This is a genomic window from Staphylococcus sp. GDY8P45P (assembly GCF_017892745.1).
GTDB classification, from domain to species: domain Bacteria; phylum Bacillota; class Bacilli; order Staphylococcales; family Staphylococcaceae; genus Staphylococcus; species Staphylococcus cohnii.
The window spans coordinates 456,595-483,203 of the sequence record NZ_JAESLS010000004.1 but is presented as its reverse complement, the minus strand read 5'-3'; the positions used below and the strand labels follow the sequence as shown (position 1 = coordinate 483,203).

General features: G+C 32.3%; 27 protein-coding genes and 1 pseudogene. 3 read left to right on the top strand and 25 right to left on the bottom strand.

Annotation, left to right across the window (positions count from 1 at the left end; translation table 11 throughout):
• The first annotated feature begins 205 nt into the window (after nt 1-205).
• Together KA873_RS02495 and KA873_RS02490 are read left to right on the top strand one after the other, a co-directional pair.
• The gene (locus KA873_RS02495; RefSeq protein ID WP_107385346.1) at nt 206-577 is read left to right on the top strand and encodes an Hsp20 family protein; all 372 of its coding nucleotides are present in this window, start codon (nt 206-208) and stop codon (nt 575-577) included.
• Nucleotides 578-617: 40 nt separating this feature from the next.
• Nucleotides 618-1,052: an Hsp20/alpha crystallin family protein gene (locus tag KA873_RS02490; protein ID WP_107505423.1), complete on the top strand. Its 435-nt coding sequence runs from the start codon at nt 618-620 to the stop codon at nt 1,050-1,052.
• 94 nt (nt 1,053-1,146) lie between these two features.
• On the opposite strand, the gene KA873_RS02485 is transcribed toward KA873_RS02490, so the two are convergent.
• The 25 genes and pseudogenes from KA873_RS02485 to KA873_RS02365 all read right to left on the bottom strand — a co-directional run bounded on the left by KA873_RS02485 (nt 1,147) and on the right by KA873_RS02365 (nt 26,238).
• Nucleotides 1,147-1,308, bottom strand: a complete 162-nt coding sequence (locus KA873_RS02485) for a hypothetical protein (protein WP_182474469.1) — start codon at nt 1,306-1,308, stop codon at nt 1,147-1,149.
• 216 nt (nt 1,309-1,524) lie between these two features.
• Nucleotides 1,525-2,676: a nitrate/nitrite transporter gene (locus KA873_RS02480; protein WP_107505411.1), complete on the bottom strand. Its 1,152-nt coding sequence runs from the start codon at nt 2,674-2,676 to the stop codon at nt 1,525-1,527.
• A gap of 726 nt (nt 2,677-3,402) precedes the next feature.
• Nucleotides 3,403-4,056, bottom strand: coding sequence for a nitrate respiration regulation response regulator NreC (nreC, locus tag KA873_RS02475; RefSeq protein ID WP_107384344.1), 654 nt, complete (start codon nt 4,054-4,056; stop codon nt 3,403-3,405).
• Between the two features lie 20 nt (nt 4,057-4,076).
• The gene (locus tag KA873_RS02470) at nt 4,077-5,117 is read right to left on the bottom strand and encodes a sensor histidine kinase (protein ID WP_245337676.1); all 1,041 of its coding nucleotides are present in this window, start codon (nt 5,115-5,117) and stop codon (nt 4,077-4,079) included.
• Between the two features lie 3 nt (nt 5,118-5,120).
• Nucleotides 5,121-5,573, bottom strand: a complete 453-nt coding sequence (nreA, locus tag KA873_RS02465) for a nitrate respiration regulation accessory nitrate sensor NreA (protein ID WP_107384345.1) — start codon at nt 5,571-5,573, stop codon at nt 5,121-5,123.
• A 14-nt stretch (nt 5,574-5,587) separates the two neighbouring features.
• Nucleotides 5,588-6,265 (bottom strand): respiratory nitrate reductase subunit gamma, encoded by a 678-nt coding sequence (gene narI, locus KA873_RS02460; RefSeq protein WP_107505064.1) that lies wholly within the window; start codon nt 6,263-6,265, stop codon nt 5,588-5,590.
• On the bottom strand, nt 6,258-6,833 hold the full coding sequence (narJ, locus tag KA873_RS02455) for a nitrate reductase molybdenum cofactor assembly chaperone (protein ID WP_107505065.1): 576 nt from the start codon (nt 6,831-6,833) through the stop codon (nt 6,258-6,260). The genes narI and narJ overlap by 8 nt, the downstream gene beginning before the upstream one ends.
• Nucleotides 6,826-8,394: a nitrate reductase subunit beta gene (gene narH, locus KA873_RS02450; RefSeq protein WP_107505066.1), complete on the bottom strand. Its 1,569-nt coding sequence runs from the start codon at nt 8,392-8,394 to the stop codon at nt 6,826-6,828. The genes narJ and narH overlap by 8 nt, the downstream gene beginning before the upstream one ends.
• Nucleotides 8,384-12,067 carry a nitrate reductase subunit alpha gene (locus tag KA873_RS02445; protein ID WP_107505067.1) on the bottom strand — a complete coding sequence of 1,228 codons (3,684 nt, stop codon included), beginning with the start codon at nt 12,065-12,067 and terminating at the stop codon, nt 8,384-8,386. Before KA873_RS02445 ends, narH begins: the two co-directional genes overlap by 11 nt.
• A 397-nt stretch (nt 12,068-12,464) precedes the next feature.
• Nucleotides 12,465-13,406 (bottom strand): annotated as a pseudogene (gene cobA, locus KA873_RS02440) (uroporphyrinogen-III C-methyltransferase).
• Entirely contained in the window at nt 13,397-13,711 is a 315-nt protein-coding gene (gene nirD, locus KA873_RS02435; RefSeq protein WP_107384351.1) for a nitrite reductase small subunit NirD, read from the bottom strand. Before nirD ends, cobA begins: the two are co-directional and overlap by 10 nt.
• Nucleotides 13,712-13,714: 3 nt before the next feature.
• Complete coding sequence (gene nirB, locus KA873_RS02430) at nt 13,715-16,120, bottom strand: nitrite reductase large subunit NirB (protein WP_119517675.1); 2,406 nt, start codon at nt 16,118-16,120, stop codon at nt 13,715-13,717.
• A complete protein-coding gene (locus tag KA873_RS02425) occupies nt 16,113-16,577 on the bottom strand; it encodes a precorrin-2 dehydrogenase/sirohydrochlorin ferrochelatase family protein (RefSeq protein ID WP_107384353.1) in 465 nt (154 codons plus the stop codon). Before KA873_RS02425 ends, nirB begins: the two co-directional genes overlap by 8 nt.
• Nucleotides 16,558-17,298, bottom strand: a complete 741-nt coding sequence (locus KA873_RS02420) for a sirohydrochlorin chelatase (protein WP_107386395.1) — start codon at nt 17,296-17,298, stop codon at nt 16,558-16,560. The genes KA873_RS02425 and KA873_RS02420 overlap by 20 nt, the downstream gene beginning before the upstream one ends.
• A 135-nt stretch (nt 17,299-17,433) precedes the next feature.
• A complete protein-coding gene (locus KA873_RS02415; protein WP_107384355.1) occupies nt 17,434-17,970 on the bottom strand; it encodes a GNAT family N-acetyltransferase in 537 nt (178 codons plus the stop codon).
• 177 nt (nt 17,971-18,147) lie between these two features.
• On the bottom strand, nt 18,148-18,969 hold the full coding sequence (locus KA873_RS02410; protein ID WP_394859582.1) for a formate/nitrite transporter family protein: 822 nt from the start codon (nt 18,967-18,969) through the stop codon (nt 18,148-18,150).
• 235 nt (nt 18,970-19,204) lie between these two features.
• Nucleotides 19,205-19,387: a hypothetical protein gene (locus KA873_RS02405; RefSeq protein ID WP_107384356.1), complete on the bottom strand. Its 183-nt coding sequence runs from the start codon at nt 19,385-19,387 to the stop codon at nt 19,205-19,207.
• Between the two features lie 70 nt (nt 19,388-19,457).
• Nucleotides 19,458-19,937 carry an SRPBCC family protein gene (locus KA873_RS02400; protein WP_107505376.1) on the bottom strand — a complete coding sequence of 160 codons (480 nt, stop codon included), beginning with the start codon at nt 19,935-19,937 and terminating at the stop codon, nt 19,458-19,460.
• 15 nt (nt 19,938-19,952) lie between these two features.
• Complete coding sequence (locus KA873_RS02395; RefSeq protein ID WP_213014036.1) at nt 19,953-20,531, bottom strand: helix-hairpin-helix domain-containing protein; 579 nt, start codon at nt 20,529-20,531, stop codon at nt 19,953-19,955.
• A 123-nt stretch (nt 20,532-20,654) separates the two neighbouring features.
• On the bottom strand, nt 20,655-21,170 hold the full coding sequence (locus tag KA873_RS02390) for a YceI family protein (RefSeq protein ID WP_107384359.1): 516 nt from the start codon (nt 21,168-21,170) through the stop codon (nt 20,655-20,657).
• Nucleotides 21,171-21,352: 182 nt separating this feature from the next.
• On the bottom strand, nt 21,353-22,885 hold the full coding sequence (adcA, locus tag KA873_RS02385; RefSeq protein WP_107505377.1) for a zinc ABC transporter substrate-binding lipoprotein AdcA: 1,533 nt from the start codon (nt 22,883-22,885) through the stop codon (nt 21,353-21,355).
• A 210-nt stretch (nt 22,886-23,095) separates the two neighbouring features.
• On the bottom strand, nt 23,096-23,704 hold the full coding sequence (locus KA873_RS02380) for a DsbA family protein (RefSeq protein WP_107384361.1): 609 nt from the start codon (nt 23,702-23,704) through the stop codon (nt 23,096-23,098).
• 29 nt (nt 23,705-23,733) lie between these two features.
• On the bottom strand, nt 23,734-24,102 hold the full coding sequence (locus tag KA873_RS02375) for a cystatin-like fold lipoprotein (protein ID WP_107384362.1): 369 nt from the start codon (nt 24,100-24,102) through the stop codon (nt 23,734-23,736).
• A 239-nt stretch (nt 24,103-24,341) separates the two neighbouring features.
• Nucleotides 24,342-24,671, bottom strand: a complete 330-nt coding sequence (locus KA873_RS02370) for an ASCH domain-containing protein (RefSeq protein ID WP_107384363.1) — start codon at nt 24,669-24,671, stop codon at nt 24,342-24,344.
• Nucleotides 24,672-24,789: 118 nt separating this feature from the next.
• Nucleotides 24,790-26,238, bottom strand: coding sequence for an MDR family MFS transporter (locus tag KA873_RS02365; protein ID WP_107384364.1), 1,449 nt, complete (start codon nt 26,236-26,238; stop codon nt 24,790-24,792).
• Between the two features lie 219 nt (nt 26,239-26,457).
• Here KA873_RS02365 and KA873_RS02360 point away from each other — a divergent pair, with 219 nt between their 5' ends.
• On the top strand, nt 26,458-26,562 hold the full coding sequence (locus KA873_RS02360) for a putative metal homeostasis protein (protein WP_017722768.1): 105 nt from the start codon (nt 26,458-26,460) through the stop codon (nt 26,560-26,562).
• Nucleotides 26,563-26,609: the final 47 nt, after the last annotated feature.

The following is a 26,609-nucleotide window of genomic DNA, read 5'->3' as shown; positions in this document are numbered from 1 at the left end:
TAATTTATTTATGCTAATTTAAACTTAAACTTGCCTCTATTTTTTTATTTTATTTAAAGTAATGATGATAAAAGTAATAATTACCCTTTTATCATCAGCTTTTGGTAGAACTGTACACATAAAGTGTTAAATACTATAGTTTGACTTTGACTTTCTTTGACTAATATATTATAATATAAATATAAGGTTAAAGGAGAGGTGAAAAATGATGCAAAATACACAAAATCTTTCTACAGATATACTAGAAAATTTATTAACTGAGCATCATGATTTTAAAGTAGATGTATATGAATCAAGTGATGCATATCAAGTCATTGCTGAACTACCAGGTTACAGTAAAGACAATATAGATATTCAATTTGATGAAAAGACATTGACGATCAGTGTTAAAAATACTTCTACAATAACTCAAAACCAAGATAATTACTTGATTAAAGAGCGCAATTCTAACAACCAAAATAGACAATTTATATTTAAAAACGTAGATGAACCAAATATTAAAGCTACGCTGAACCATGGTATATTAAATGTTACTTTACCTATTCATCATACAAAAAAACAAATTAATATTGATTAAATCGTAACAAAACAAATCATAATATAAGGAGAGATGCTTTATGGCATTCAATATGAAACCATTCGATAATTCATTTTTCGATGTAAATCCTAGTAATTTATTTAAAGATTTCGGACGTCAATTTTTTGATCAATTTCCAGGTGCTAATAGTATTAAAACAGATGTTAAAGAATTAGAAGATGCTTACATTGTGGAAGCAGAGTTACCAGGTATGGAAAAAGAAAATATTAATCTACAGTTTGAAGATAATATTTTAACAATAGAAGGTAAACAGTCATTTGAAAATAATAAAGAAGATGAAAATGGACGCATTATCCATCAAGAACGTAGCTTTAGTGATGTAAAACGTCAATATCAATTTGATAATGTCGATGAAAACGGCATTAAAGCAGCTTATGAAAATGGCATGTTAAATGTCACTTTGCCTAAAAAAGAGAAAAAAGAGTCTTCCTCTTCTAACATTCAAATTGATTAACAATCAATTTGAAAAACAACACTTCATTTTTGAAATGTTGCTTCAGAAAGTAGATAAACCTTTCGCATTAATTTGCGAAGGGTTTATCTATTTTTTATTTATATAGTTTTTTCAAATATTTGTCTTCGACAAGTTCATATACAAAATTTAAATCTAATATCGCATCGACTTTACGCAATAAATGACTATTAAGGACTAAATCAGAGATAGAAATCATTTCATATCGATCTCTTTTATCAATTGATTTATTCAACATAATAAACACCATCACTGCTTAATTTACATATATTATAATATTGGCAGTGATTTATGCCGAATCCTGAGGGAATAGCACTAGCCGAAGACTACAGGCTAAGGCAGTGCCCGCGGAAAGCGTGCATAAAAAAACGGCCAACAAAGTCGGAGATTTTGTCGACAGTCTGAAGCAACACTTCAAAAAATGAAGTGTTGCTTTTTTGTGAAATTTATAGTTTTAACTTACTTTTTTTAACATTTGCCCCATTGTTACTAATGCTATGATTCCAAATAACGCTAATAATAAAAATGCTAAGTGACTGCTACCTGATAGCATTGTGACATATGAAATAACAATCGGTGGAAAGAATCCACCCAATCCGCCCATCATAGAAACAATACCATTTGCAGTCCCTGCCTCTTTACTGAAATAGAAAGGCACAAGTTTAAAAATAAGTCCATTCCCCAAACCAGCGCAAACACTAATTAATAAACAACCTATCGTAAATAGTAAAATATGATTTGAACATCCTAAAATAATTGCGCCAACAATCATCAATGTAAAATCTATCATTAATAACATCACCGCATTAAATTTATCGCCTAATATACCACCTAAAGGTCTCAAAAATGTTGCAAGTGCAATGAATACACCTGAACGTATACCTGCATCTACTTCACTAATACCAAATTGTTGCACTAAATAATTCGGCAAAAACAAACCAAATGCTACAAATGCACCAAAAGTAATGAAATACCAAAGTGATAAATAATATAATTTCAAATCTTTAAATAAACGCTTAGATTGTTCAACTAAAGGCACTTTTACTTTTTTCTCTTTCGGATCACCAAAAAAGAACATAAAAATAGCAAATAAAGCAATCACTACTAAATAACTTCTGACCGTCGTTTGCCATCCAATAATTGATGCGATTGGGGGCGCTAAAAAAGAAGAAATTGCAGTTCCGATATTACCCATGCCATAAATACCATTTGCTAAACCAACGCGTTCTTTAGGAAAATATTTAGGGATTGATGTTACACCAACAGAAAACACCGCACCTCCAACGCCTAAAAAGAATCCTGATGCCATGAGCATCCCTGTCCCTTGAGCCTGACTCAAAAAATAAATTGGAAATAATAAAATGATAAAACTACAGAAAAACACCCATTTAGCGCCTATTATGTTCGTTAAATAGCCAAAAGGCACTCTTAAAACAGAACCTAATATTACAGGTATGGCTAATATAATTGAAAGCTGATTTCCTGTTATATTAATATCTTGAGATATAAAAGGGATTAGCGGTGCAATAATGCTCCACGCCATAAAACCCACAACTAAACTTAAAGATTGTAAAGTTAATTGAAATCCACCACTAGCTTTGTTCATTACATTCACCTACATTTAATTTTTTATAATTAAGCCTAGTATTCTACAAGCGCCTACAATAATATTATTTATTATGAAGTATTAAGGACTAAATTATGAAAGGTAAAACCGGTGTAATATACGAATTTTTTGGAATATTAATATTTGTAGAATACTGGCTATATGGCTATTGTAAAATCTTTGTGAAATAATAAACATAAGGATTATCCCTTAAGTTCTCTAAAATTTCCCCTATTCTTTTTTCAATAATAAATTCAATTTAAATTTTAATTTGTGTAAAAGAAGAAACTATGTGAGGAGCTTAAAGCGGAAATGAGTTTTCAATCATCTTGATTCATGCCTAAGATGGCATGCAAATGAGGAGCAAAGTAACTTTTACTTCATCATTAAAATACTGTTCTATATCAATTTTTCTTTTATACTGAACACATGATTTGCAACGATTTAATAACGTGTGGATGCCTTGGGAATAATATGATAGATGGGCTACAAGCTCAGACAATGTAAATCATATCCCAAACAAGTATACACGCTCAAATTCACTACATTTTAATATAAAAAGGACTAATCCATATGCAAATGGATTAGTCCTTTATCTTGAGCATGAAGTTTATATCTTATCCTCAGTTATCTGTTGTTTAACAATACATTATATCGTAAAAATTTGCATAGACTTATTAATAAATTATGACATTACCATATTATTTGTTGTCAGAAGTAACTCGATTAAAAGTCCACAAGTTTTTTCTTCATCGCATATTCTACTAATTCCGGTTTTGATTTTAAGTCTAATTTTTGCATAATATGTGTTTTATGTGCTTCTACTGTTTTTACAGATACAAATAATTTTTCTGCTATCTCTTTATTACCATAACCTTTTGCAATTAAAGGCAATATTTCTATTTCTCTTTTAGATAAAATTTTAAAAGGGTCTGATGTAGCCGTTTCGTCTTTGGAACTATTACTAATAAATTCATTCACTAAAGAAGTCGTTAATTTCATATCTACATATGTTTCACCCTGATATACAGTTCTTATTGCTAAAATGAGTTGTTCATCTGGCGCGTTTTTCAAGATATAACCTTTTGCGCCATTTTTTAATACATGAAATAAGTACTCTTCGTCATCGTACATTGTTAATATTAAGATTTTTGTTTCAGGGAAACTTTCTGCTATTTTACTAGTAGCAATCAGTCCTGACTCTCCTGGAGGCATACTCAAATCCATAATTAATACATCAGGTTTATGTTCCATTACTTTTTGATAAGCTTCTAAGCCATCAGCAGCTGTACCGACAACTTCCATATCATCTTGGTAATTTAGAATCATAGAAAATCCTGTTCTGACAACAGCATGATCATCTGCAATAACTATTCTCAAAATTTATTCTCCTTACTCCCTTAAATTGGAACTTCTAAAGTCACTATCGTACCTCTTCCAATTTGACTATCGACATTTACTTCAGTATTTACTAATTCTGCGCGTTCATACATACCATAAATACCTAATCCAGTACCTTGTGGCTGATCAGTTTTAATAAATCCTATGCCTCTATCAACGACTTCAGCTATTAACCTATTACGATTATAATGTAAGTCAATTTCAACTTTGTCCACATTGGCATACTTAATTGCATTAAATAATGCTTCTTGTACTACTCGATAAACAACCGTTTCTATTTCATTGTCAAACCGTTGTGCATCTAGACTTGAATGATAAATAATCTCCATGCCGTAATTAGATTCAACTTGTTTGAAATATGTTTTGAACGCTGCATCTAATCCTAAATCATCCAAAGATGAAGGCCTCAATTCAACAGAAAGGTTACGTATATCATCAATGAGTTTGGACATAAGTCCTTCTATGTGTTTCGAATCAGCAACTAAATCTTGTATTTCTTGCTGATACTTTAACAACCTTAACTCAACATCAATATTCAGCATTTCTTGAACAACGCTATCATGTAGCTCTCTTGAAATACGTTTCCTTTCATTTTCTTGAGCAGAAATTGTTTTTTGCATCATTTTACGTTGATACATCTTATCATGACGTTCAATTTGTGGAGATACATTTTGCAATGTAAATACTTTGATATCATTTACCGGATCAATCGTTTGATACGTTGCAGTAAATGGTTCAATCGTACCTCTATTGGTTTTCATAAATACTTGAAAGCTTGTATTACCAACTTCTTCTGCTTCAAGAAAACAATTTTTGCAAGATTGTAAATCAAACTCATTAGTATATCCATCACATCGATTACAAATCACATTAGTCATATCTCGATAGTCCTCATCATTGGAAATGATATCTTTTGCAGCTTGATTCTTAGCAATAACTTTCCCCTTATTATCAACAAACACTATTTTTTCTCTTGTATTATTGAAATACTGCAATAATAATTCAGTCATATCTTCCATTTGATTTACTTGCACGATCATCACCTAATCTTCTTCTTTAAAAATTCCTAAAACATCAGCTATCGAAATGTCACCATGTGCTAAAGGTAATGGATTTCCATCCCTCTGACCTAATAACAAAACACCGTAAACTTGTCTGTTATACCACAAAGGTATAGCCACCATGGCAGTTAGTAATTCAGTTAAAACAATAGGATATTTATGTTTTTCTGAGGGTAATAAAATTTGATTTACATCTTCAATGATCATGCGTTTACCCGTTTTCATAACATTGCCCGCGAGTCCTTTACCTTTTCTTAAGACTATTAACTTATATCTATTATTTAAATTGCCAGAAACATAATGCCATTTAATCGGTGATACTTGATTTTCTTGCTCATAAAATGCTAAACCTGCAAAGTCAAAACCTTCTCTTGTACGTATTAAATTTAAAGCTGCTTGATAATCAATTTTTTTATTTAAAGGCAATGAACCCAATGCATGACCTCCTTTCACACCTTATGTTTACGATAAATGATATAACTTCTACTCACATATGTTAACGGTACGCTCCACACGTGAACCAGTCGCGTAAATGGCCACAATGCCATAATGGTAAAGCCTAACAACACGTGAATTTTAAATGTTATAGGTACATTAGCCATTAATGTTGCATCAGGTGAAAAGACAAATAAATCTCTAAACCAAATAGATATTGATGTCCGATAATCAAAATCTGGTGTTACTGCATTGGTCACTAAAGTCGCATAACACCCCACGCAAACAATGATTAACAATAAAAAATTAACAATAATATCTGAGGCTGAGCTTAGTTTTCTAATGTTTTTCTGTGTAATGCGTCGTGTGGTTAACAACAGCATACCTATCAATGTTATTATACCAAATATGCTACCAATATACACTGCACCAATGTGATATAAGTGGTCATTAACACCAAACGTTCGTAACCAAGAAGCAGGTATGACTAAACCAACAAAATGTCCCATTGCTACTGGAATAATTCCCAGGTGAAACATTAAACTTCCCCATTGTAATCTTTTTTTCTCTATGAATTCACTTGATTTTGCAGTCCATGAAAATTTATCAAATTTAAATCTCGCAATATGTCCTAGGAAAAATATAACAACACATAAATAAGGGAATATGACCCATAAAAATTGGTTAAACATTCGCTTTCACCTCATTTGTTGGCTCAATACATACTTTTAATGTTTCTCTTAACGCTTTAATTAAATAATAATAAGGACTATTTCGTTCTGCTAAATGATTTGCCATAGCATAAGTACCGTCTTCAATAATCATGATGACAAATTCAATGTTTCCTTTTGCTCTTGGATCATTTTGCCATTGTGCAACATATAAAAACTCTAGCATCAATGGTAAAAAATCAGATAGTTCATTGTCTGCCATTTTAAGTCCAAACATTTCATATAAAACTTTCAATTTCGCTAATAATTGTCCTCGTTCTTTTTGTGTATCAAATTTGTTATAAGTCATATACAAGGGGGCATTTTTATTAAAATCAAATGTATTAGAATATAATTGTTGAAATTCTAAAAATGTATACTCATGTACCTGCTGACGATATGTCATAAGATCCTTATAAGCTGGGTGTTGATTATGAATGATGCTTTCAAAAGTATTAGGATGCAAAGTCATCTTTTTTGGGAATTCCAATTGTTGCGCAAAATATCCCAGTGTTTCTTGAAATGATTTAAACTGTTCTATGTTAATCACGGAATATCCCTCCATAGAAATTATCATTGTATATTGCTTGCACTGACTTTTCAGAGGTCGTTCCTACTGGAACTCCACATCCTTCACAATTTGCACCAAAATACTCTCCACCGTAGCCTTGACTACCTTGTGCACGATACGTATCCATATACGCTTCCTTATGCGAAGTTGGAATAACAAATCTGTCTTCATGTTTTGCAATTGCTAATAAACGATACATATCTTTTGTTTGACGTTCAGTCAGACCCAATCTCGCTAATTTATCTTCATCAAAAGGTTTATTTGTCACTTGAGCCCTCATATAACTTCGCATCATAGCCATTTTTTGCAATGCTGCTTTGACCGGTTCTGTCTTTCCAGCAGTAAATAAGCTAGCTAAATACTGTATTGGCAAACGCATTTCTTCTATTGCAGGGAATATCATATCTGGATTTCTATTAGCATCTATAGCGGTTTTACCTTCGAAATAACTCATGATTGGACTCAGAGGTGGGCAATACCATACCATAGGCATTGTACGATATTCTGGATGTAACGGAAATGCAAGTTTATATTCAATGGCTAATTTATATATAGGTGAATTTTGAGCTGCTTCTATCCATTCCATAGAAACACCATCTTTTTGTGCTTGTTCAATGACACTTTCATCATATGGATTTAAAAATAAATCTAACTGTTTTTCATATAAATCTTGTTCGTTTTCAGCTGTAGCAGCTTCTTCAACTCTATCCGCGTCATATAACAGAACACCCAAATATCTCATACGTCCAGTACATGTTTCTGAACATACTGTCGGTAATCCCGCTTCAATTCTTGGGAAACAAAAAGTACATTTCTCTGCTTTATTTGTCTTCCAATTAAAATATACTTTTTTGTATGGACAACCTGTCATGCAGTACCTCCAACCTCTGCACGCTTCTTGGTCAACTAACACAATGCCATCTTCGTCTCGTTTATACATCGCTCCAGAGGGACACGAAGCAACACAGCTTGGATTCAAACAATGCTCACATAATCTTGGTAAATACATCATAAAAGTTTGATCGAATTTAAACTTAATGTCCTCTTCAATACGTTGAATATTTGGGTCTTCAGGCCCTGTAACATGACCACCTGCCAAATCATCTTCCCAATTTGGCCCCCACTTTAAATCTAATTTATCACCAGAAATAATGGAATGTGCTTTTGCTACTGGTAAATGATTTCCTGCTTTAGCCTGAGTTAAGTGTTCATAATTATACGTCCATGGTTCATAATAATCTTTAATTACAGGCATATCTGGATTATAGAAAATTTTACCAAGAGCAATTTTTGACCATTTACTACCAGACTTTAGTTCTAATTTACCTTTTTTGTTTAAAAACCAGCCACCTTTGTAATGTTCTTGGTCCTCCCATCTTTTTGGATAACCAATGCCTGGTTTTGTTTCAACATTATTAAACCACATATATTCTGCACCTGGACGGTTTGTCCAGGTACTTTTACAAGTCACACTACACGTATGACATCCTATACATTTATCTAAATTCAATACCATTGCAACTTGTGCTTTAATCTTCAAGCCAGTCAACCTCCTTCAGTTTTCTCACTGCGACATAAACATCTCTTTGATTTCCTATTGGTCCATAATAATTAAAGTGATAACTGATCTGAGCATAACCTCCAACAAGTTGTGTTGGTTTCAAATGAATGCGTGTAGGTGCATTATGAGAACCACCACGTGTGTCTGTCAGTTGAGATCCAGGTGTCTCAATGTGCTTATCCTGAGCATGATACATAAACATCGTTCCCCTAGGCATACGATGTGATACTACAGCTCTAGCTGTAACTACACCATTACGGTTATAAACTTCTAGCCATTCATTATCTTGAATATCATGTGCTGCTGCATCCTCAGATGAAATCCATACCGTCGGACCACCTCTGAATAATGTCAACATATGTTGATTATCTTGATAAGTAGAGTGGATATTCCATTTACCGTGTGGCGTTAAGTACCGTAAGACAAGCGTACTTTCGTCTAACTGCACTTTCTTATCACGTGAACCAAAAACCATCGGCGGTAAAGTCGGCTTATAAACTGGTAGATTTTCACCAAATTGCTGAAAAATTTCATGATCAATATAATAACTTTGTCTCCCAGTTAGTGTTCTAAAAGGCACTAAACGTTCTATATTCGTAGTAAACGGAGAATACCTTTGACCATTTTTATTAGAACCAGGAAAAACTGCTGTTGGAATAACTTCCCTCGGTTGTGCGGTAATATTTAAAAATGTTATTTTTTCAGATGCACGTTCACTAGAAATATCTTTAAGTTTCATTCCTGTTTGTCGTTCCAAATCTGCATAAGATTTTTGTGATAATTTACCATTTGTAGCTGAAGATAGACTTAATACGACATCTGCAGCACGTCTTGCGGTATCTATTCTAGGAAGCTCATTTCTAATTGAATGTTCATCTTCATCATGCCACGTACCTACCATGCTTTTAAGTTCTTCATATTGCTCTGCCACAGTATAGCTCACACCATGTGCACCTATCTTAGCTTTTTCTAATAAAGGTCCTACCGTAACAAACTTGTCGTAGATTTTTGTATAATCCCTATCAACCACAGCAAATCCTGGCATAGTCTTTCCGGGAATTGCCTCTATTTCATTTTTAGTCCAATCTTTCACTTGACCATTCACATTAGAGATTTCTTGTGAAGTATCATGTGCTAGCGGTGTGGTTACAATATCTTTATAGAGGCCGTTTAAATGTGTTTTAGCAGTTTCGGATAAGGTTTTACTTAACGTTTTAAAGATATCCCAATCTGAACGAGACTCCCATAAAGGATCAATGGCTGGATTAAACGGATGTACAAAAGGATGCATATCTGTCGAAGATAAATCGTGTTTTTCATACCAAGTTGCTGCAGGCAAGATAATATCCGAATATAACGGAGTAGAAGTCATTCTGAAATCCAATGATACGAGTAAATCTAGTTTGCCTTCTGTATCATCTCTCCATTTGATTTCTTCTGGTTTTGTATCTTCATTTGCTTCGGCCATCAAACCAGATTTAGCACCTAGTAAATGTTTCATAAAATATTCTTGCCCTTTTGCTGAGCTTGAAATTAAATTAGAGCGCCATAAAAACAAAGTTTTTGGATGATTCTCCTTAGCGTCTGGGTCTTCAATTGCAAATTTAGTTTCTCTTGATTTTACAGATGCTATTGCTCGTTTTAGAATTTCATCGTTATTAAATGCGCCATCATCTTTAGCTTCTTCTCCAAATAACAAACTATTTTTATCAAATTGTGGATAAGATGGTAGCCAACCTAATTTGGCTGCTAATACGTTATAATCTGCAGGATGTTGATGCTTGATATTTTCTGCTAAAGGTGACTTAATACTATCTACGTTTGATTCTTCATATTTCCATTGATCCGTAGCAAAATAAAACCAGCTTGTACCATTTTGTAAGCGTGGTGGTCCTTGCCAATCTTTAGCAAAAGCTATGGTATTCCATCCTTCAATTGGTCTACATTTCTCTTGACCTACGTAGTGCGCCCAACCACCACCATTAACACCTTGGCATCCGCAGAGTAATACAAGATTCAAAATAGCGCGATATATCGTATCTGAATTAAACCAATGATTTATGCCTGCACCCATAATAATCATTGATTTACCTTGTGTATCGATAGCATTCTGTGCAAATTCTCTGGCAACTTGTACCACCACATTGGCATTCACACTTGTCACTTTTTCTTGCCAAGCAGGTGTATAATACGAGGACGCATCGTTGTATCCTTGTGCTTCTAATTTATGTTCAAAACGTCGTATACCATATTGACTCGTCATCAAATCATACACAGTCGCAACATATTTTTGTTCACCGTTAGCTAATTCAATTTTCTTAGCAGCAATAGGTCTTTCAAAAACGCCATTCCCTTCATTATTGAAATAAGGAAATTGAATTTGTTTGATTTCATATTCATCTTCTGCAAGGCTTAGCGCTGGATCAACTTTAAATCCTTGTTCATCTTCTAGTTTAAGATTCCATTGTTTACCTTCTTCCCAGCGTTGACCCATTGTCCCATTAGGGACGGTTAAATGTTGTTGTATTTTATCGAAAATAACAGGTTTCCAGTCACCATTTGGTGTATCTACCCCTAAATCTTCTGCTCTTAAAAAGCGACCTGCTTTCAAACCATTAGCATCCTCATCTAACATAATGATGAATGGCATATCTGTATATTGTTTAGAATAGTTGATAAAATAAGCGTTAGGCTGATTCACATAATATTCTTGCAAAATCACATGTGTCATTGCTTGCGCAACTGCTGCATCTGTCCCAGGATGTGGTGCCAACCAATGATCTGCAAACTTTACATTTTCTGCATAATCAGGCGCAACAGAAATGACTTTCGTACCTTTATAACGTACTTCTGTCATAAAATGAGCATCTGGTGTTCTAGTTAATGGCACGTTAGATCCCCACATCATAATGTATGAAGCATTATACCAATCACTTGATTCTGGTACGTCTGTTTGTTCTCCCCAAATCTGCGGAGATGCTGGTGGTAAATCTGCGTACCAATCATAGAAACTGAGCATTTCTCCTCCCAATAAGCTAATGAAACGGGCACCAGAAGCATAACTCAGCATAGACATAGCAGGAATTGGTGTGAATCCTGCTATTCTATCGGGACCAAATTTTTTAATCGTATATATAATTTGAGCCGAAATTAGTTTGGAAACATCTTTCCAGTTCGTTCTTACAAGCCCACCCTTTCCTCGAGCCTGTTTGTATATCTTAGCTTTTTCTTCGTCTTCTACTATAGATGCCCATGCTGCAACAGTATTGTCATCATGTTTTTCTAATGCATCTATCCATAGTTCCCATAACTTACCACGAATATATGGATATCGAATTCTCAAGGGACTGTATTCATACCAAGAAAATGACGCACCACGCGGACAACCTCTCGGCTCAAATTCAGGCATATCTGGGCCACAACTTGGATAATCAATTTGTTGATTTTCCCAAGTAATCACTCCATTTTTAACAAACACTTTCCATGAACAAGACCCTGTACAGTTAACACCATGTGTTGTTCTCACTACTTTGTCATGACTCCAACGTTCGCGATACATCTTTTCCCATTCTCTACTTTTACTTTCAAGCACTGACCAATTACCATTGAATTTTTCAGTTGGTTTAAAAAATTTCATACCAAATTTCTTCATTTTATACATCCTCTCAACATCATTACAAATAAGAAATATATTCTATGAACATCTTTGTCGTAATTACTTTTCATTTCTTACTTAAATTGTACGTTTATTAAAACTTTCTATATATTAGGGATTTACCTAATTGAATATCAAAAAGCCCTAATTATTTCTAAAATTCATTTTAAATATGTAATATCCCACAGTTTATGGTAGATCTTTGTTAATACAAAAAAGAACTAATCCATTAAAAATATTTAACGGATTAGTTCTTTTATTTATAAAAATATTAAAATTTTAAAGGTATTGGCGTGCTGCTTAAAATCATGGTTCGAGTCTCATTATATAGTCAAGATATCAATGATTCTGAATCATATTAAGAAAAAACTTTCTAGTACAGCAAATTAAATTATTACATTAATTTAATATGTTCATCAAATAAATATTGTCCTTTAATATCGTTCATAAATTCAATCTGTGTTTTATGATACATAGATGTATCTATAACATCAATCAAACAAAAATGACCTTCACTATAGAGCGATAATGCCTTTTCTAAAGCTGATTGATGTTCACCAGTAATCAAATAGCTTTTAGTTTGAGCCTGACTTAAACTAGTTACACAAGGTAATTCAGCCATTAAATCTCCTACCAAAACGACACCTGGCATAAACGAACAACTTTGCGTTTCAATCAATTGGTCAATCGTAGTTACTGTACCTTGGATTAATTTCTCTTTATAAGTAGATACATTATATATCACTACAACTGGATAATCTTTCTTGGTTTGTTGATATATTTCATGCATAATCGTTTTTAAATTTCTAATACCCATATAAATGGCTAATGTGCCTCCTGATAATAATTTGTCCAATTCTACTTTATCAGTATGCATTTTACAAAAATGTCCTGTCGTATAAGTAACATGTGTCGCAATCTGACGAGCGGTAAGCCCTTGTTTCATGCTTGCAACAGCTGCACTAGCAGAAGTAATACCTGGTACGATTTCGCACTCAATGTTCTGTTTATTTAGCGCTGAGACTTCTTCATGTGTTCTTCCAAAAATAGCTGGATCTCCGCCCTTCAACCGTACAACGCAGTGATGTGAATAAGCTGCATCAACAAGCAATTTATTGATTTACTCTTGTTGAATATGTTTATGGTAAGGTTTTTTTCCAACATCAATTATTTCTACACCTGGACTAACCATCTGAATGATAAATGGATTCACAAGGCGATCATATAATATAACATCTGCTTTTCGAATTAAACGTTCAGCTTTTCTCGTTAATAATTCCGGATTGCCGGGACCCGCACCGATAAGGTATACTTTTCCAACCTTATTCAAACCCATACATACACATCCCCATCCTGTACCTCTGTTCTGAACACCTCAACGCAACCTTCATCTGGCGCTTGTACTAAACCACTATTCAAGTCTATTTTTTGATCATGTAATGGACAAAAAACATAATCACCACTCATTGTCCCTTCTGAAAGTGGACCATCTTTGTGAGGACATCGATTTTGAATGGCATGAATACTACCTTCTTCCGTTAAAAAAATACCAATTTCTTTATTGTGTAATTTAATTTTTTTACCGACTAATGGTGTAAGTGTGTCTATTGACGTTACTTTAATCCTATTTTTAGCGCTCATATTTTACACCTTCTCCACTTCAAATATTTTTTGTTCTTTTTTACTATTTACAATCTCAGACCATGGCTCTTTTTCCACTGCGCATTTAGCTTCTAAAATTCGTGCATAAAGTACATCTTGTTTTGCTTTATCTAACAAAATACTACTCACATGTTCAAATCCTAATCGATTTAACCATGGTGCAGTACGTTCTGCATAGTTACCTGTTTCTCTATAATATTGCATCAATGCGCCACAAAGTTTTAATACTTCCGCTTCAGTTTCTACAGTTGTTAAATATTGTCCAATTGTAACTTCTGTACCGCCGTTACCACCAATATAAATTTGATATCCATTTTCTACTCCAATAACACCAAAATCTTTAACACCTGATTCGACACAGCTTCTAGGACATCCTGAAACTCCCATCTTAAACTTGTGTGGTGTATCAATATATTCAAATGTTTCTTCTAAACGGATACCTAATCTTGTCGTATTTTGTGTTCCAAATCTACAAAAAGCTTTACCAACACAACTCTTCACGGATCGAGTCTTTTTACCATATGCTGATGCTGAACGCATACCCAATTCTGACCAGATTTGTGGCAATAATTCTTTCTCAATGCCATAAAGTCCAATACGTTGTGAACCAGTCACTTTGACTAGTGGTACGTTATATTTTTTAGCTACTTCACCTAGTTTTATAAGTTGCTCTGCATCAGTTACGCCACCTCTCATTTGAGGAATGACAGAGAAGGTGCCATCATTTTGGATATTAGCATGATAACGTTCATTCGCAAATCTTGATTCAATTTCATCAATATGTTCGAACGGATAAATCATATTAAGATAATAATTAATGGCAGGACGACATTTAGGACAACCATTTTTATCCTTAAAGTTTAGAACATGACGAACTTCTTTAGAAGTTTTAAGTGATTTCGCTCTAATTTGAGTTACAATTTGATCTCGTGTTAAATCTGTACATGCACATATGCCTGTAGGTTTAGCTGCAATAAAATCATCACCCAGTGTATGTTCAAGGATTTGCCCTATTTGTCCCTTACATTTCCCACAAGAATTACCAGCTTTTGTTAGTTGTGTCACTTCGTCAATACGCGTTAAACCATTTTGCTTTATCGCTTCAACAATAGTGCCTTTATTTACACCATTACAGCCACAAATAGTTTCGTCATCAGCCATTTCTGCGACATCAAAACCACTTGATTCTCCACCTTTGTGCAGCAATGATGCGATCGTGTAGTCTTGTATGGTTTCTTTTTTCTTCATCATATTAAAAAATCTAGAACCTTCTTCTATATCCCCATATAACACCGCACCAACGATATGACCTTCTTTAAGAAATACTTTTTTATAATGTTTATGCATGCTATCAAAGATTGCGACACCTTTTACTTCATCACTCTCATGTATCAGACCAGCACTATATAAATCGCATCCCGAAACTTTTAATGACGTAAATGTAGTAGAACCTTGGTATCCTTCAGTAGGATTATCAGTTAAATAATCTGCAAGTACTTTGCCTTGTTCATACAATGGTGCTACTAACCCATAAGTTTTCCCTTTATGTTCAGCACATTCTCCTACTGCATAAACATGCTTATCACTTGTCTGCATAAAATCATTTACAACGATCCCCTTATTGACTTCAAGTCCAGATGCTTGTGCCACTTGCGTGTATGGACGAATACCTACAGCCATAACCACTAAGTCTGCTTTTAAAATCGAACCGTCTGACAATTTGATGCCTGTTACATCTTGTTCACCTAAGATTTCTTCAGTACGTGCTTGCATCCTAAAGTGCATACCTTGTTTTTCTAAATCTGCTTTAAGCAATTCACCAGCTTTTTTATCTAACTGCATTTCCATCAACCATTTTGCAAGGTGAATTACAGTTACGTCCATACCTTGATCCATCAGTCCACGTGCACATTCTAAACCTAATAATCCACCACCTATAACGATGGCATGTTTTTTAGTCTGTGCAATCTCAATCATGCGTTCAGTATCTTCTATTGTTCTCCAACCTATTACACTATTAAATTGAGCTCCCGGTATTGGTAACACAAATGCACTTGAACCTGTTGCAAAAATACAAATATCATAGTTAAGATGCTTTCCTTTTTCTGTTACAATTTCATTGTTCTCACGATTCACTGATACGACAGGATCATTTACAATAAGCTTAATACCATATGACTCATACCATTCATAACTATTCATAATCGTTTCATCAACAGTCATTTTTTTCTGTAAAATATTCGAAAGCATAATTCTATTGTAATTAGGATAAGGTTCCTTACCGATAATCGTAAATTCATAACGTTCAGTATCTCTTTCTAATATTTCTTCTATCGTTCGTAGACCTGCCATTCCATTTCCAATCATAACTAACCTTTTTTTAGACATGATAATCCTCCTTATATACCTCTATCAAAAAATTTTCCACTGCATGAGATATTTTTTTAACTTTGTTATAATCATTGCCATCTGACCTGAATAAAATATTTATATTTTTATATTGAATTTCAGGCATATTATAAAAATCTGATTGTGTTTTATCTCCTGTGTGATTAACAAGCTGTGTTGGTCGTGAATCCTTTTTTATTTGGTTATTAACATGTGGGTCATTCGTAGCAATAATAATAATATCTGCCTTTTCAATATCATTTCGGTCATAACATTTTGTTATTAATTTCAAATTTGATTGTTTGGCTTGAAAAAACTCTGGCAAAAATGTCTGACTTACGATAGTTAATGAAGCTATTGATTCAGTCTTTAACTGTTGGAATTTTCGATAGGCAACCTTACCTCCACCTATAATTACAAGATGTTTATTCGCTAAATTAAGTTGGACTGGATACATTGCGATACACCTCCAATTGTGTAATTTGATCCTTGATTATCATTTCTAATATTGGATGAAAATTTAATGATTCAGTATATTCAATATGATTCGCCATACGCATTTTTGAAATTTTACTTTTCATTTTATTAACTAAATAACCATCATATAAAAAGATAGGAACAATCAATATGTTCTGTGTTTCTTCTAATATCTTAGGCAATATTTTTTGATAATTATATTCACCATATAGCGTCAACATATCAATTGATTTATTTACAATATTACATTGCTGAATTAGTTGCTTAAGTTGAACAATAGGTTGTTCATAGTTTTCACTACCATGTGCAATAAAAATCACTTTATTTATTGATGGTCTATTGAACATTGCCGCATTAATTTTTTCGTCAATAATGTTAATTAAATGAGGATGCGTACTTAGTGGTGGTGTAATACGGTATCTCATATGTGGAAACATTTCTTTAATATGCTGTAAGATTTCTGGGATATCTTTTAAATAATGTTTTGCTGAAAATAATAATAACGGTACAATATTAAATTCAAATTTACCTTGCTTTACTAAAGTCGAAATCACGTTATAGAAATCGTTCGTATCACTTTCTAAAAATGCGATTTGATAGTTGATATTACTATTTTTAAAAAGTTGAGATATAAAATATTTCAAAGCTTTATTCTGAACACCTCGTCTCATACCATGTACAACGAGAACATTTTCTCCCATAATGACGCCCTCCCTTTACCCTTGCATTGTAATATATTTCCATTAGTTTTTGTGAATATTTTCACATAAAACTATAAAAATAGGGAATTCCCTTAGATATAACCTAAAGGAATTCCCTATTTTATATATAATCAATTAAAATGGTGGTTGTCCTAATACTTCTTCATCAAAACGTTCTGGAATTAATACTTTTCTCATAATAACACCTAAATCACCATCGTTACTTTCATGTTCTGCGTATACTTCATAACCTCTTCTTTTGTATATATCTAATAGCCATGGATGCTTACGCGCAGATGTACCTAGCGTAACGGCAGGTACCTTAAGTGTGTCTCTAAGATATGTTTCTTCAACATATTTTAATAACTTGCCACCCAATCCTTGTCCATCATATGATGGTTTCGTAGCAAACCACCATACAAATGGGTAAATAGAAATGCGTCGTTGCGTCTCCCATGGATAACGTACAGTTATTGTCGAAATGATTTCTGCGTTATTTTCCAAGACAAAAGTCGTACCAGTTTGTAAATTCTTTTCGACCATTTCAACACTAGCGTTGACGGATGGCCAATCAATACCTAATTCTCTTAAAGGTGTAAAGGCTTCATACATTAATTTTTGCAATGCTTCAGCATCATCTATTTCAGCGATTCTAATATTATAATCAGACATTTTGTCACTCCTCAGCGTATCTTTTATAGCATTATTTGATTAAATTTAAAAGATTAATTTACAGTAATACAATATGGTTTCTTGATAAATGAGTCAATTTTTTTGTTTTATATATAAAAATAAAAGACAATTTGATTTCATAGTAGAAACCGAATTGTCTTTTACTTTATCTTAATATTAGTTTCGCAAACTATCACGTTTGCCGTTTAAATAAGCATAAACTAATCCTACAAATATACCTCCACCAATATAGTTACCTATAAAAGCAAAGACAATATTTTTTAATACATGCACCCACACGACAGCATCAAAATTATAAAAGACCATACCAGCATATAAACCTGCATTAAATACTACGTGTTCATAGCCCATAAATACAAAGACAATAACACCACATGCAATGAAAAAAGCTTTAGATAAACCATCTTTAAATTGAATTGATACGTAAATACCAATGTTTATAAAAAAATTACAGAAAATGGCTTTTACTAATACTGCATACCATGTCGAATCTATGGTCTTACCATTTACAAGCGTTGTTAAACTGGTCACCATTTCCGTTGTCATTATAGGAGTAAATTTCATTAAACCAAATAAAATAAATCCTCCAATAATATTAAAAAAGAAACATACTAACATGATGATCAAAGCCTTATTCATGCCAATTAGCTTATAGTACCATCCAACTGTCAAATACATAAAATTACTCGTTAATAATTCTGAATGTGTCAATACGATCAATACCAAGGCCAAACTGAATGAAATGGCACCTAATAAGTTAATTAGTCCTTCATTTGCACCAACAAATTGTGTTTTTATTGCAAGCATAAAAACAGTCACAATGGCTAATAAAAATCCAGACATGATTGATTTTAATGCATAACGTCCGGGTGTTTGGTTAAACATGACATCCTTCATTTGAACTTGATTATTAATGTTTTTAATTGTTTCATCTGACATATATGTATCTTTTATGGCTTTATTATTCTCTATCAACATCGACACCCTTCCCTTTAAAATGTTTGGATCACAAAATTATAGATTAATTATATTGTTTTTTATTCAAATTTAATAGGTTATACGTCTATTTTACATAAAAAAACACTTTCGTATAAATTCTTTTTAAAATGAATTCAACGAAAGTGTCTTTATTTTACTCCAAATATTTAGGCGCAGTTCATAGTGGATTAACGCTTTTATTTGAACATCGATTCTGATAGCTTAAGCGCACTGCTCACTGTTGTTTTTTGAATTTTGTTAAAATGTGTAGGCCATATGCAAAAATACCATAGCCCGTTAAAGTACGTAATAACCATTTAAATATACTGCTACTCAAACATTTTTCATTTAAGATCATAGCTGGTACAAGCGTACTTATCGTATATAAACTTAATACTTTAATATAGCGTTTATTCAATACACTCACCTCTCTTCACTTTTATTATAACTAAAAGCTAAAGTGTGCAAGTGTTTCAATTCTTACATATCTATGACTTTTTGTTCTTTAAAAGCGTTTCTAAATTATCAAATGTGCTATTCATACCCGCTTCTACACCCATATCAAGTAGTTGTTGTGCTGATTTAGGATCTGGCAGTTCCGCAGTAGAAATAATACGCGTTGAGGCTTCATCTATTTGTTCTAATTGAATCACATTACGCATACTTGCCATATTTTTATCAATATTACCTTCTTTATCAGTAAAGTAATCGTTATAATCAATCAAATAAGGTGCTTTTACTTCATTATACTTTGTTAATGTATAACTCGTACCTTGGTCAGTATATATTGCAAAAAACGCTTGACCTCCAGTCACAATATTAAATTCGAACACTTCAGTTGTTGCGCCTTGAGGGTGGAACCATTTTTCAAATAAAGATTGTTCAGTATATGCTTTAAATATTTCTTCTACAGTTGCTTCAAAATCTCTTTTAAATATAATTTTGTTTTCATTCACTTTTATACTCACTTAAAACGCTCCTTTTTATTCATCATTCATAATTACATAAGATGTAACTGTTTTAATTTTGGCATTTTTACGATTGCTTTCAAACTCAATAAAATCCGCGAAGTAAACTTCTGTGCCATCACTATTTAACTGAGTGCCATGCATTGCACCAAACTTTCCATGTGTTAAATTATGCGTCACTTCTATTCTTTTAATGTCTACTTTATGTGCTTCAATTTCATTATAAAATTCATCTAAACTGTTCAATTCAAAAGCACCGGGCACTTGCCATTTAAAATTTGACACAACTGTTTGTGATAACTTGTTTTTATCAGCTAATGCAGATCCTATTAGAAAATCTAACATGATTCGTCGTTTGGGCGCATTATCACACCCTAAATCTCCAACCATTTCAAATGGAAATTCTGAAGCTGTTTCATTTTTAAATGATAGACCTGCTTCTGTCAACGCATTCTCTAATATACCTATCGCTTTAGGTCCTACGCCATGAGTATCTAGTATCGTAGTTCGTTCATATTTTGATAATTGTTCTAAAGAATTTATGCCAATCGATGCTAATGCATTCGTTGCTGGACGACCTATTTTGGGTAACATTGTTGCCACTGTAATCCCCCTTTTTAATACTATATACCCACATAAAAATATTTTAAATTTTAAATAACTAGAAAAAGGCCCAAGACAATTATATGTCTTGGACCTTTTTTATAGCTTTTATTATTAATCTTCTAACGCAAATTCAAGGCTTACTTGGAAGTTTATATCCTTACCAATCATTACGCCACCAGTTTCAAGTGGTTGGTTAAACGTAACACCATATTTTTCACGGTTAATTGTACCATTAGCAATGAAACCTGCTGTTGTAGCACCATTTAATGGGTTCTTACTTTGACCTTCATATGATAATTCAAAAGTTTCTTCTTCTGTTACATCTTTAATTGTTAAATTACCAGTAACTGATTTTCCATCTACTTTTGTTACATCAAATTTAATTTCAGGATAGTTTTCAACATCTAAGAAATCAGCACTTCTTAAGTGGTTATCACGATCACCAACTCGAGTGTCAATTGAATCTGCTTTGATTGTTAATCCACCTTTAATTGTGCTTAAATCATTTAAATCACCTTCAAGTGATGCTTCGAAGTCATTAAATCTACCTCTTATATTTGAAATCACTAGGTGTTTAACTGAAAATTCTACTACTGAATGTGCTGGATCAAAATTAAACTTTGTCATAAAAATTCATACCTCCAAATTTGTAACTTTCTATTGATACATTTATTATATCAGGTATATTTTATATATCAATGAAAAAGCTCATATTTGTGTTTCTATGAAAAATATTCCCGTAAAACAAAATTTTACTCATTTCGATGTAAAATATTTATATCATTTAAAACAATACATGGATTCAACTTTTAATGTGCCAACATTTCTTTTTTTATTTGTTCTTTAGTTAAATCTTTTGGATAATATGTTGGCCAATGATCTAATTCTTTCAATACTTTTTGTTTATTATCTCCCATAAATATATGGAAATGTTCTGCTTTTTTAGGTGCTATATTATGATCGCTAAATTGTACATATTTTGGTAACTCTTTATTTCCACCTACTAATTTAAATGAATATCTGACGCCTCTATTACCTTTTTCATATTTCAAGATATCTTTACCATCGTATTTGTATTGACCTTTTAATGTTTTGTCATCCTTTTTAAAAGTAATCGTATCCTGTGTAATATTAATATTACTAATATTTGTCTGATATCCTTTTTGATAATAATCTTTATATTCTTTTTCAGTCATTTGATTATCTTCGTTTGCTTTGTGTTTCATGACGTCATCTAAAGTACCATCTTTTAAAAATGGATAAACTGATTGCCAATGTCCTTGATAATCAGTTAATTTTCTATCTTTCACTTGATTATCTTTAAAATAGCCATCAGCGATTGCCTTTTCATGCTTGTTATGCGTTTTTTCATCATCTGTTTTAATATTGTCATTTAATGCCATATCAAGATGTTTTATATTTTTTTCCATTAGGGATTGATATGTCAATGTTTTATCTTGTGCTTGTTCTTTTGATAACGACTCCATATTATTAAACTTCAACGGTTTTGCTTTTGTTTCTTTACGAATCGTATCAGTGACTTTATTAGAAACATTTGCTTCATACAAAATGAATTTGGCCCCTGAATCATTAATTTCTTTCACAATTTTTGCTAATGCTTTTTGGGACGGATCTTCAGCATTCATATTTTGTATACCTTTTTGGACAAATCCATATCTTTCTGAAAGATAACCAATAGATTCATGTGATATATATACGGTATTGCCTTGCTTATCTTCAGTAATGTTTTTCATTTTTTGATCTATTGACATCAAATCTTCTTTCAATTTTTTATAATTCTTTTCATAATAAGATTTGTGTTTAGGATCTTGCTTTATTAATTTATCTTTAATCTCTTTTGCAAATACTTGGTTAAATTTAGGGTCTAACCATACATGAGGGTCATAACCTCCGTGATGATGTCCATGATGATGTTCATGTTCCTCATGTTCTTCGTCGTGCTGATCAGTTAATAATTCGCTTTTATCAATTTCATCTCCTAATGATACCTTTTTATTATCCTTTTTAATTGTTGCTGCCACTTTTTTAGCAATAGGATCTAAATCGTCACCTGTATACAGGAACATATCTGCTTTACTCGCATTCATTATATCTTTTTGTGTTGGTTCATATGTATGTAAATCTGCACCACTAGGATAAATAGATTTAACTGAAACATACTTTCCGCCTATTTGATTGGCAAACGATTTTAATGGAAATACAGTCGTATTAATTTTTATCTTGTCGTTACCTTTTGATTCGTTTGACTTTGTAGCACTACAACCAATAACGATTAACGCTAATACAATGACAAATGACAGTATGTATATTGATTTTTTCATTCTTACTCCTCCTTAAATAGTAATGATTACGATTTAAAATTATAACCGTACTTTTTGAAATACGCAATACTTATTTCAGGTTTTTCGTAATTATTTCGATTTAAGGAGTTAAGATATCCTTTTTTTATTAACTAAAAAAGCCCGTCACTGTTTTTTCAGAAATTCAGTGACGAGCTTATGATATTATACTTTGTCTCTATGCCTTGAAAGTTAACTTTCTTCAAGTATTTTTTTATAATTCTTATATTTATATGGATCTTCTACTTTTTTTCCTGCTATAAAAACTGTGGGCGCTGTTTCAATATGGTTTTCTTTATATTGTTTATGATCTTGTTCGGCTGCTTTCCACGATTTACTTTCTTTAGTTTTATAGCTTGTTTTTATCTTTTCTTTTTTATCATTTGAAATTTCCAATTGGTTTATTTGTTGATCAACGAGTTGTTCGGTGATCCAATTTTCCTCTGATTTCGGCTGTTGCTTAAACATTAATTTTTGGAAATTTAAATATTGTTTAGGGGCATATTGTTTTACTGCATGACCTGCCCTTGAACCTATAATCGAATCCTTTCCTAAAAATGCCATATTAACAAACTGATAATCTACTTTTTTCGTATCAATATATTCTTTTTTTAATTTAGGCATAATATTTTCTTCTACTTTTTTACAATATGGGCACTTAAAATCACCGTATTCAATAATTTTAATCTTGCCATCTTTTCCATATTTGTCATCTTGATGTACATTTTGATTGTCATTCGAACAAGCGGAAACAAAAATTAATACTGCCATTAATAACAAACTTATCCAACGTTTCTTCATTTGTTAAAAACACACCTTCTTATCTTGTTTTATTCTTCTAGGTTCATATTTTCTTCTTTATAATCCGCATCATGAGCATGTGAATATGATTTTGAATTAAAGTTTTTTAAGTAATGTGCCTTATCATCAGTTATTTTATATGTATAAAAATGAACTTCATCATCATCTTTTAATGGTTTATAAGCAATAGTCACATATTTGCCTTTGTCATAAACATAGATATTCGCATTCTTTTTATCAAACTTAGATTCCACATCACCCTTTTGCTTATCAGCTAAAAGCTTTTGTTGTTTTTTCTGTTGATTCACTGCTTTGTCAATCTCATCAGCATATTTCCCACTACTACACCCAGCTATAATGATTATAGAAATGAACACCATCATCATTAATTTTTTCATATTTACACTCCTAATATTACTTATCATATCTAATATTATTCAACCATAACTCTTATCTTACAACGAAAATCTTTGATGTACTAGAACTATAACATTATTTTTATATTTATATAAAAACACTTCCGAAAAATTCATTAATAAATGAATTTAACGAAAGTGTCATATTTACCGTATGCAAATTAAATTTTCATCAATGCTACAACTTTATCCTAACTATAAATCAATTAATTTCATTTTCATCATATTAGTGCCACTTTGATTGCTAATGCACCGTAATTAAGTTCATCAGTTTGTGAATAAATTTGATATATAGCTGCTAATTTTTGAGAAAGTTGATCGTCTGTTTTCGCGCCAATTTCTTCATTAGTATATTGATTCATCAGTGACTGAAACGATGAAAACACTACAATTTCCTTAACTTGCACTTTTAATGTTTCTTCAGTCTTTATATTTTTGAATACAATATAATCGCCACTTTTAATTTCTTGTCTTTTTTCATCATTCAATCTAACTTCAATAGTCTTTACTTCGTTTTTCATTAATTGAAAAGGTTCGTTATTTAAATGCATCGAGTGTTCTATAATACATACGCTCCATTCATTATTATTATATTGATATCAAAGTATCATAATATTAATATCTTTTACAAGAAAATTTCGCATGACTTAACATGATGTTCAATTTTAATTATTTAGCATTTTCTTCCTCTAATTTAAGTTGTTTTTTGCTTTTCAACATAAATACACTTACTAAACTGATAATAGATATGATGACTGCAAACCAAAAAGCACCATGATATCCACTTAGCAATGCTTGATGCTGAATTTCTGCTGTCATTTGTTTTTGACTCATATCTTTAAAATCAGACATATTTGGTGTGTAATTCTTGGCAACTTGACTCATAATTGTGATCAAACCTGCTGTACCAATAGATGCAGATATTTGTTGTATAGTGTTTGTCATCGAAGAACCGTGTGCATTCATTTCCGGTGCTAGCTGATTCATTGTATGTGTCATTAATGGCATCAAACCAAGTGCGATACCAATCATACGAATGGCATATACTGTTGCTAATATCGCTGGTGAGGTATGTTCATCCATGATTACAAAATAAGAAGTTGTTACAACTACAATAAACATTCCAATAAATGCTAATATTTTAGCGCCATATTTCTCATAGAGTAAACCTGAAATCACTGACATAATCCCCATTACGATAGCTCCAGGTAATAAAATTAATCCTGATTGGAGTGCTGAGTCATTCATAATATTCTGTACAAACATTGGTAACACTGTTTCAGAACCAATCATTGAAATCATAGTAAAAGCCATTATGATAATACCTACAGCAAATTGACTATCTTTGAACACTGAAAAATCAAGGAGTGGATTTTCTAAACGTGTTTGACGGAAAATAAAAGCCGCAACTAAAATAATGCCACCTATAACAGTAGTCAATACGATTGGATCGTTCCAACCATCACGGGAAATTGAACTTGTACCATAAAGCAAACCACCAAAACCGAACACGGATAAGATAATTGATAAAATATCAATACGTGTCTTTCGATTAGTACCGACATTCTTGACGAATTTAAGCGCACCTATAAAAGTAAGTGCAGCAATTGGCGCAACCACATGGAATAATGAACGCCAATCTAAATACTCTACTAAATAACCTGATAGTGTCGGTCCAATTGCCGGTGCTAAACCAATAACCAAACCAAATGTCCCCATATATTTACCTCTTTCATGAGGTTCAAATATATCTAATATTGTTGTCATCATCAGTGGCATCATAATACCAGAACCAAGTGCTTGAACAATTCGTGCACTTAATAAAACAGAAAAGTTTGGACTAAATCCTGCGATTAAAGTCCCTATAAAAAAGATAAATATTGCAGTTAAAAATACTTTTCTTGTTGAATATCTTTGAATTATCATTGCTGACAATGGAATAATTACACCATTAGTCAATAAAAAGGCTGTAGTAAGCCATTGTACTTGTGTGTAATCTATTTTAAAATCTTTCATTATGCTTGGTAATGCTGTTGTTAATAAGGTTTCATTTAATAATCCAAAAAACCCACCACACAACATCATCAAAATCATTATAATTTTCGTCTTTTGATCCATTTTTGTACTCCTGTATTCTATAATTTATCAACTCTTTTTAGTCGCATTTCTGCATTATACATATTTTAGTTTAATTTATCATTAAAAATACTTAAAATATTAGTTATATTTTAAACTTTTATTTTGTAAGATTTAAAAAATGTTACAAATCGTAATAATTACTATTTACATTCCAAGTTTTTTCTTACATAATATCTATAGATAAAGGAGGTCATCACCATGAAATTAGATTTACAAACAGCACGCCGTAATTTAAATAGTCCTAATATCAAAACACGCAAGCGTGCACGCAAAATTATCCAACAACATAAGCGCAATAAATAAAAATAGAAGTAATACTTCAAAACCAAATGTTTTTTATCTTTGGTTTT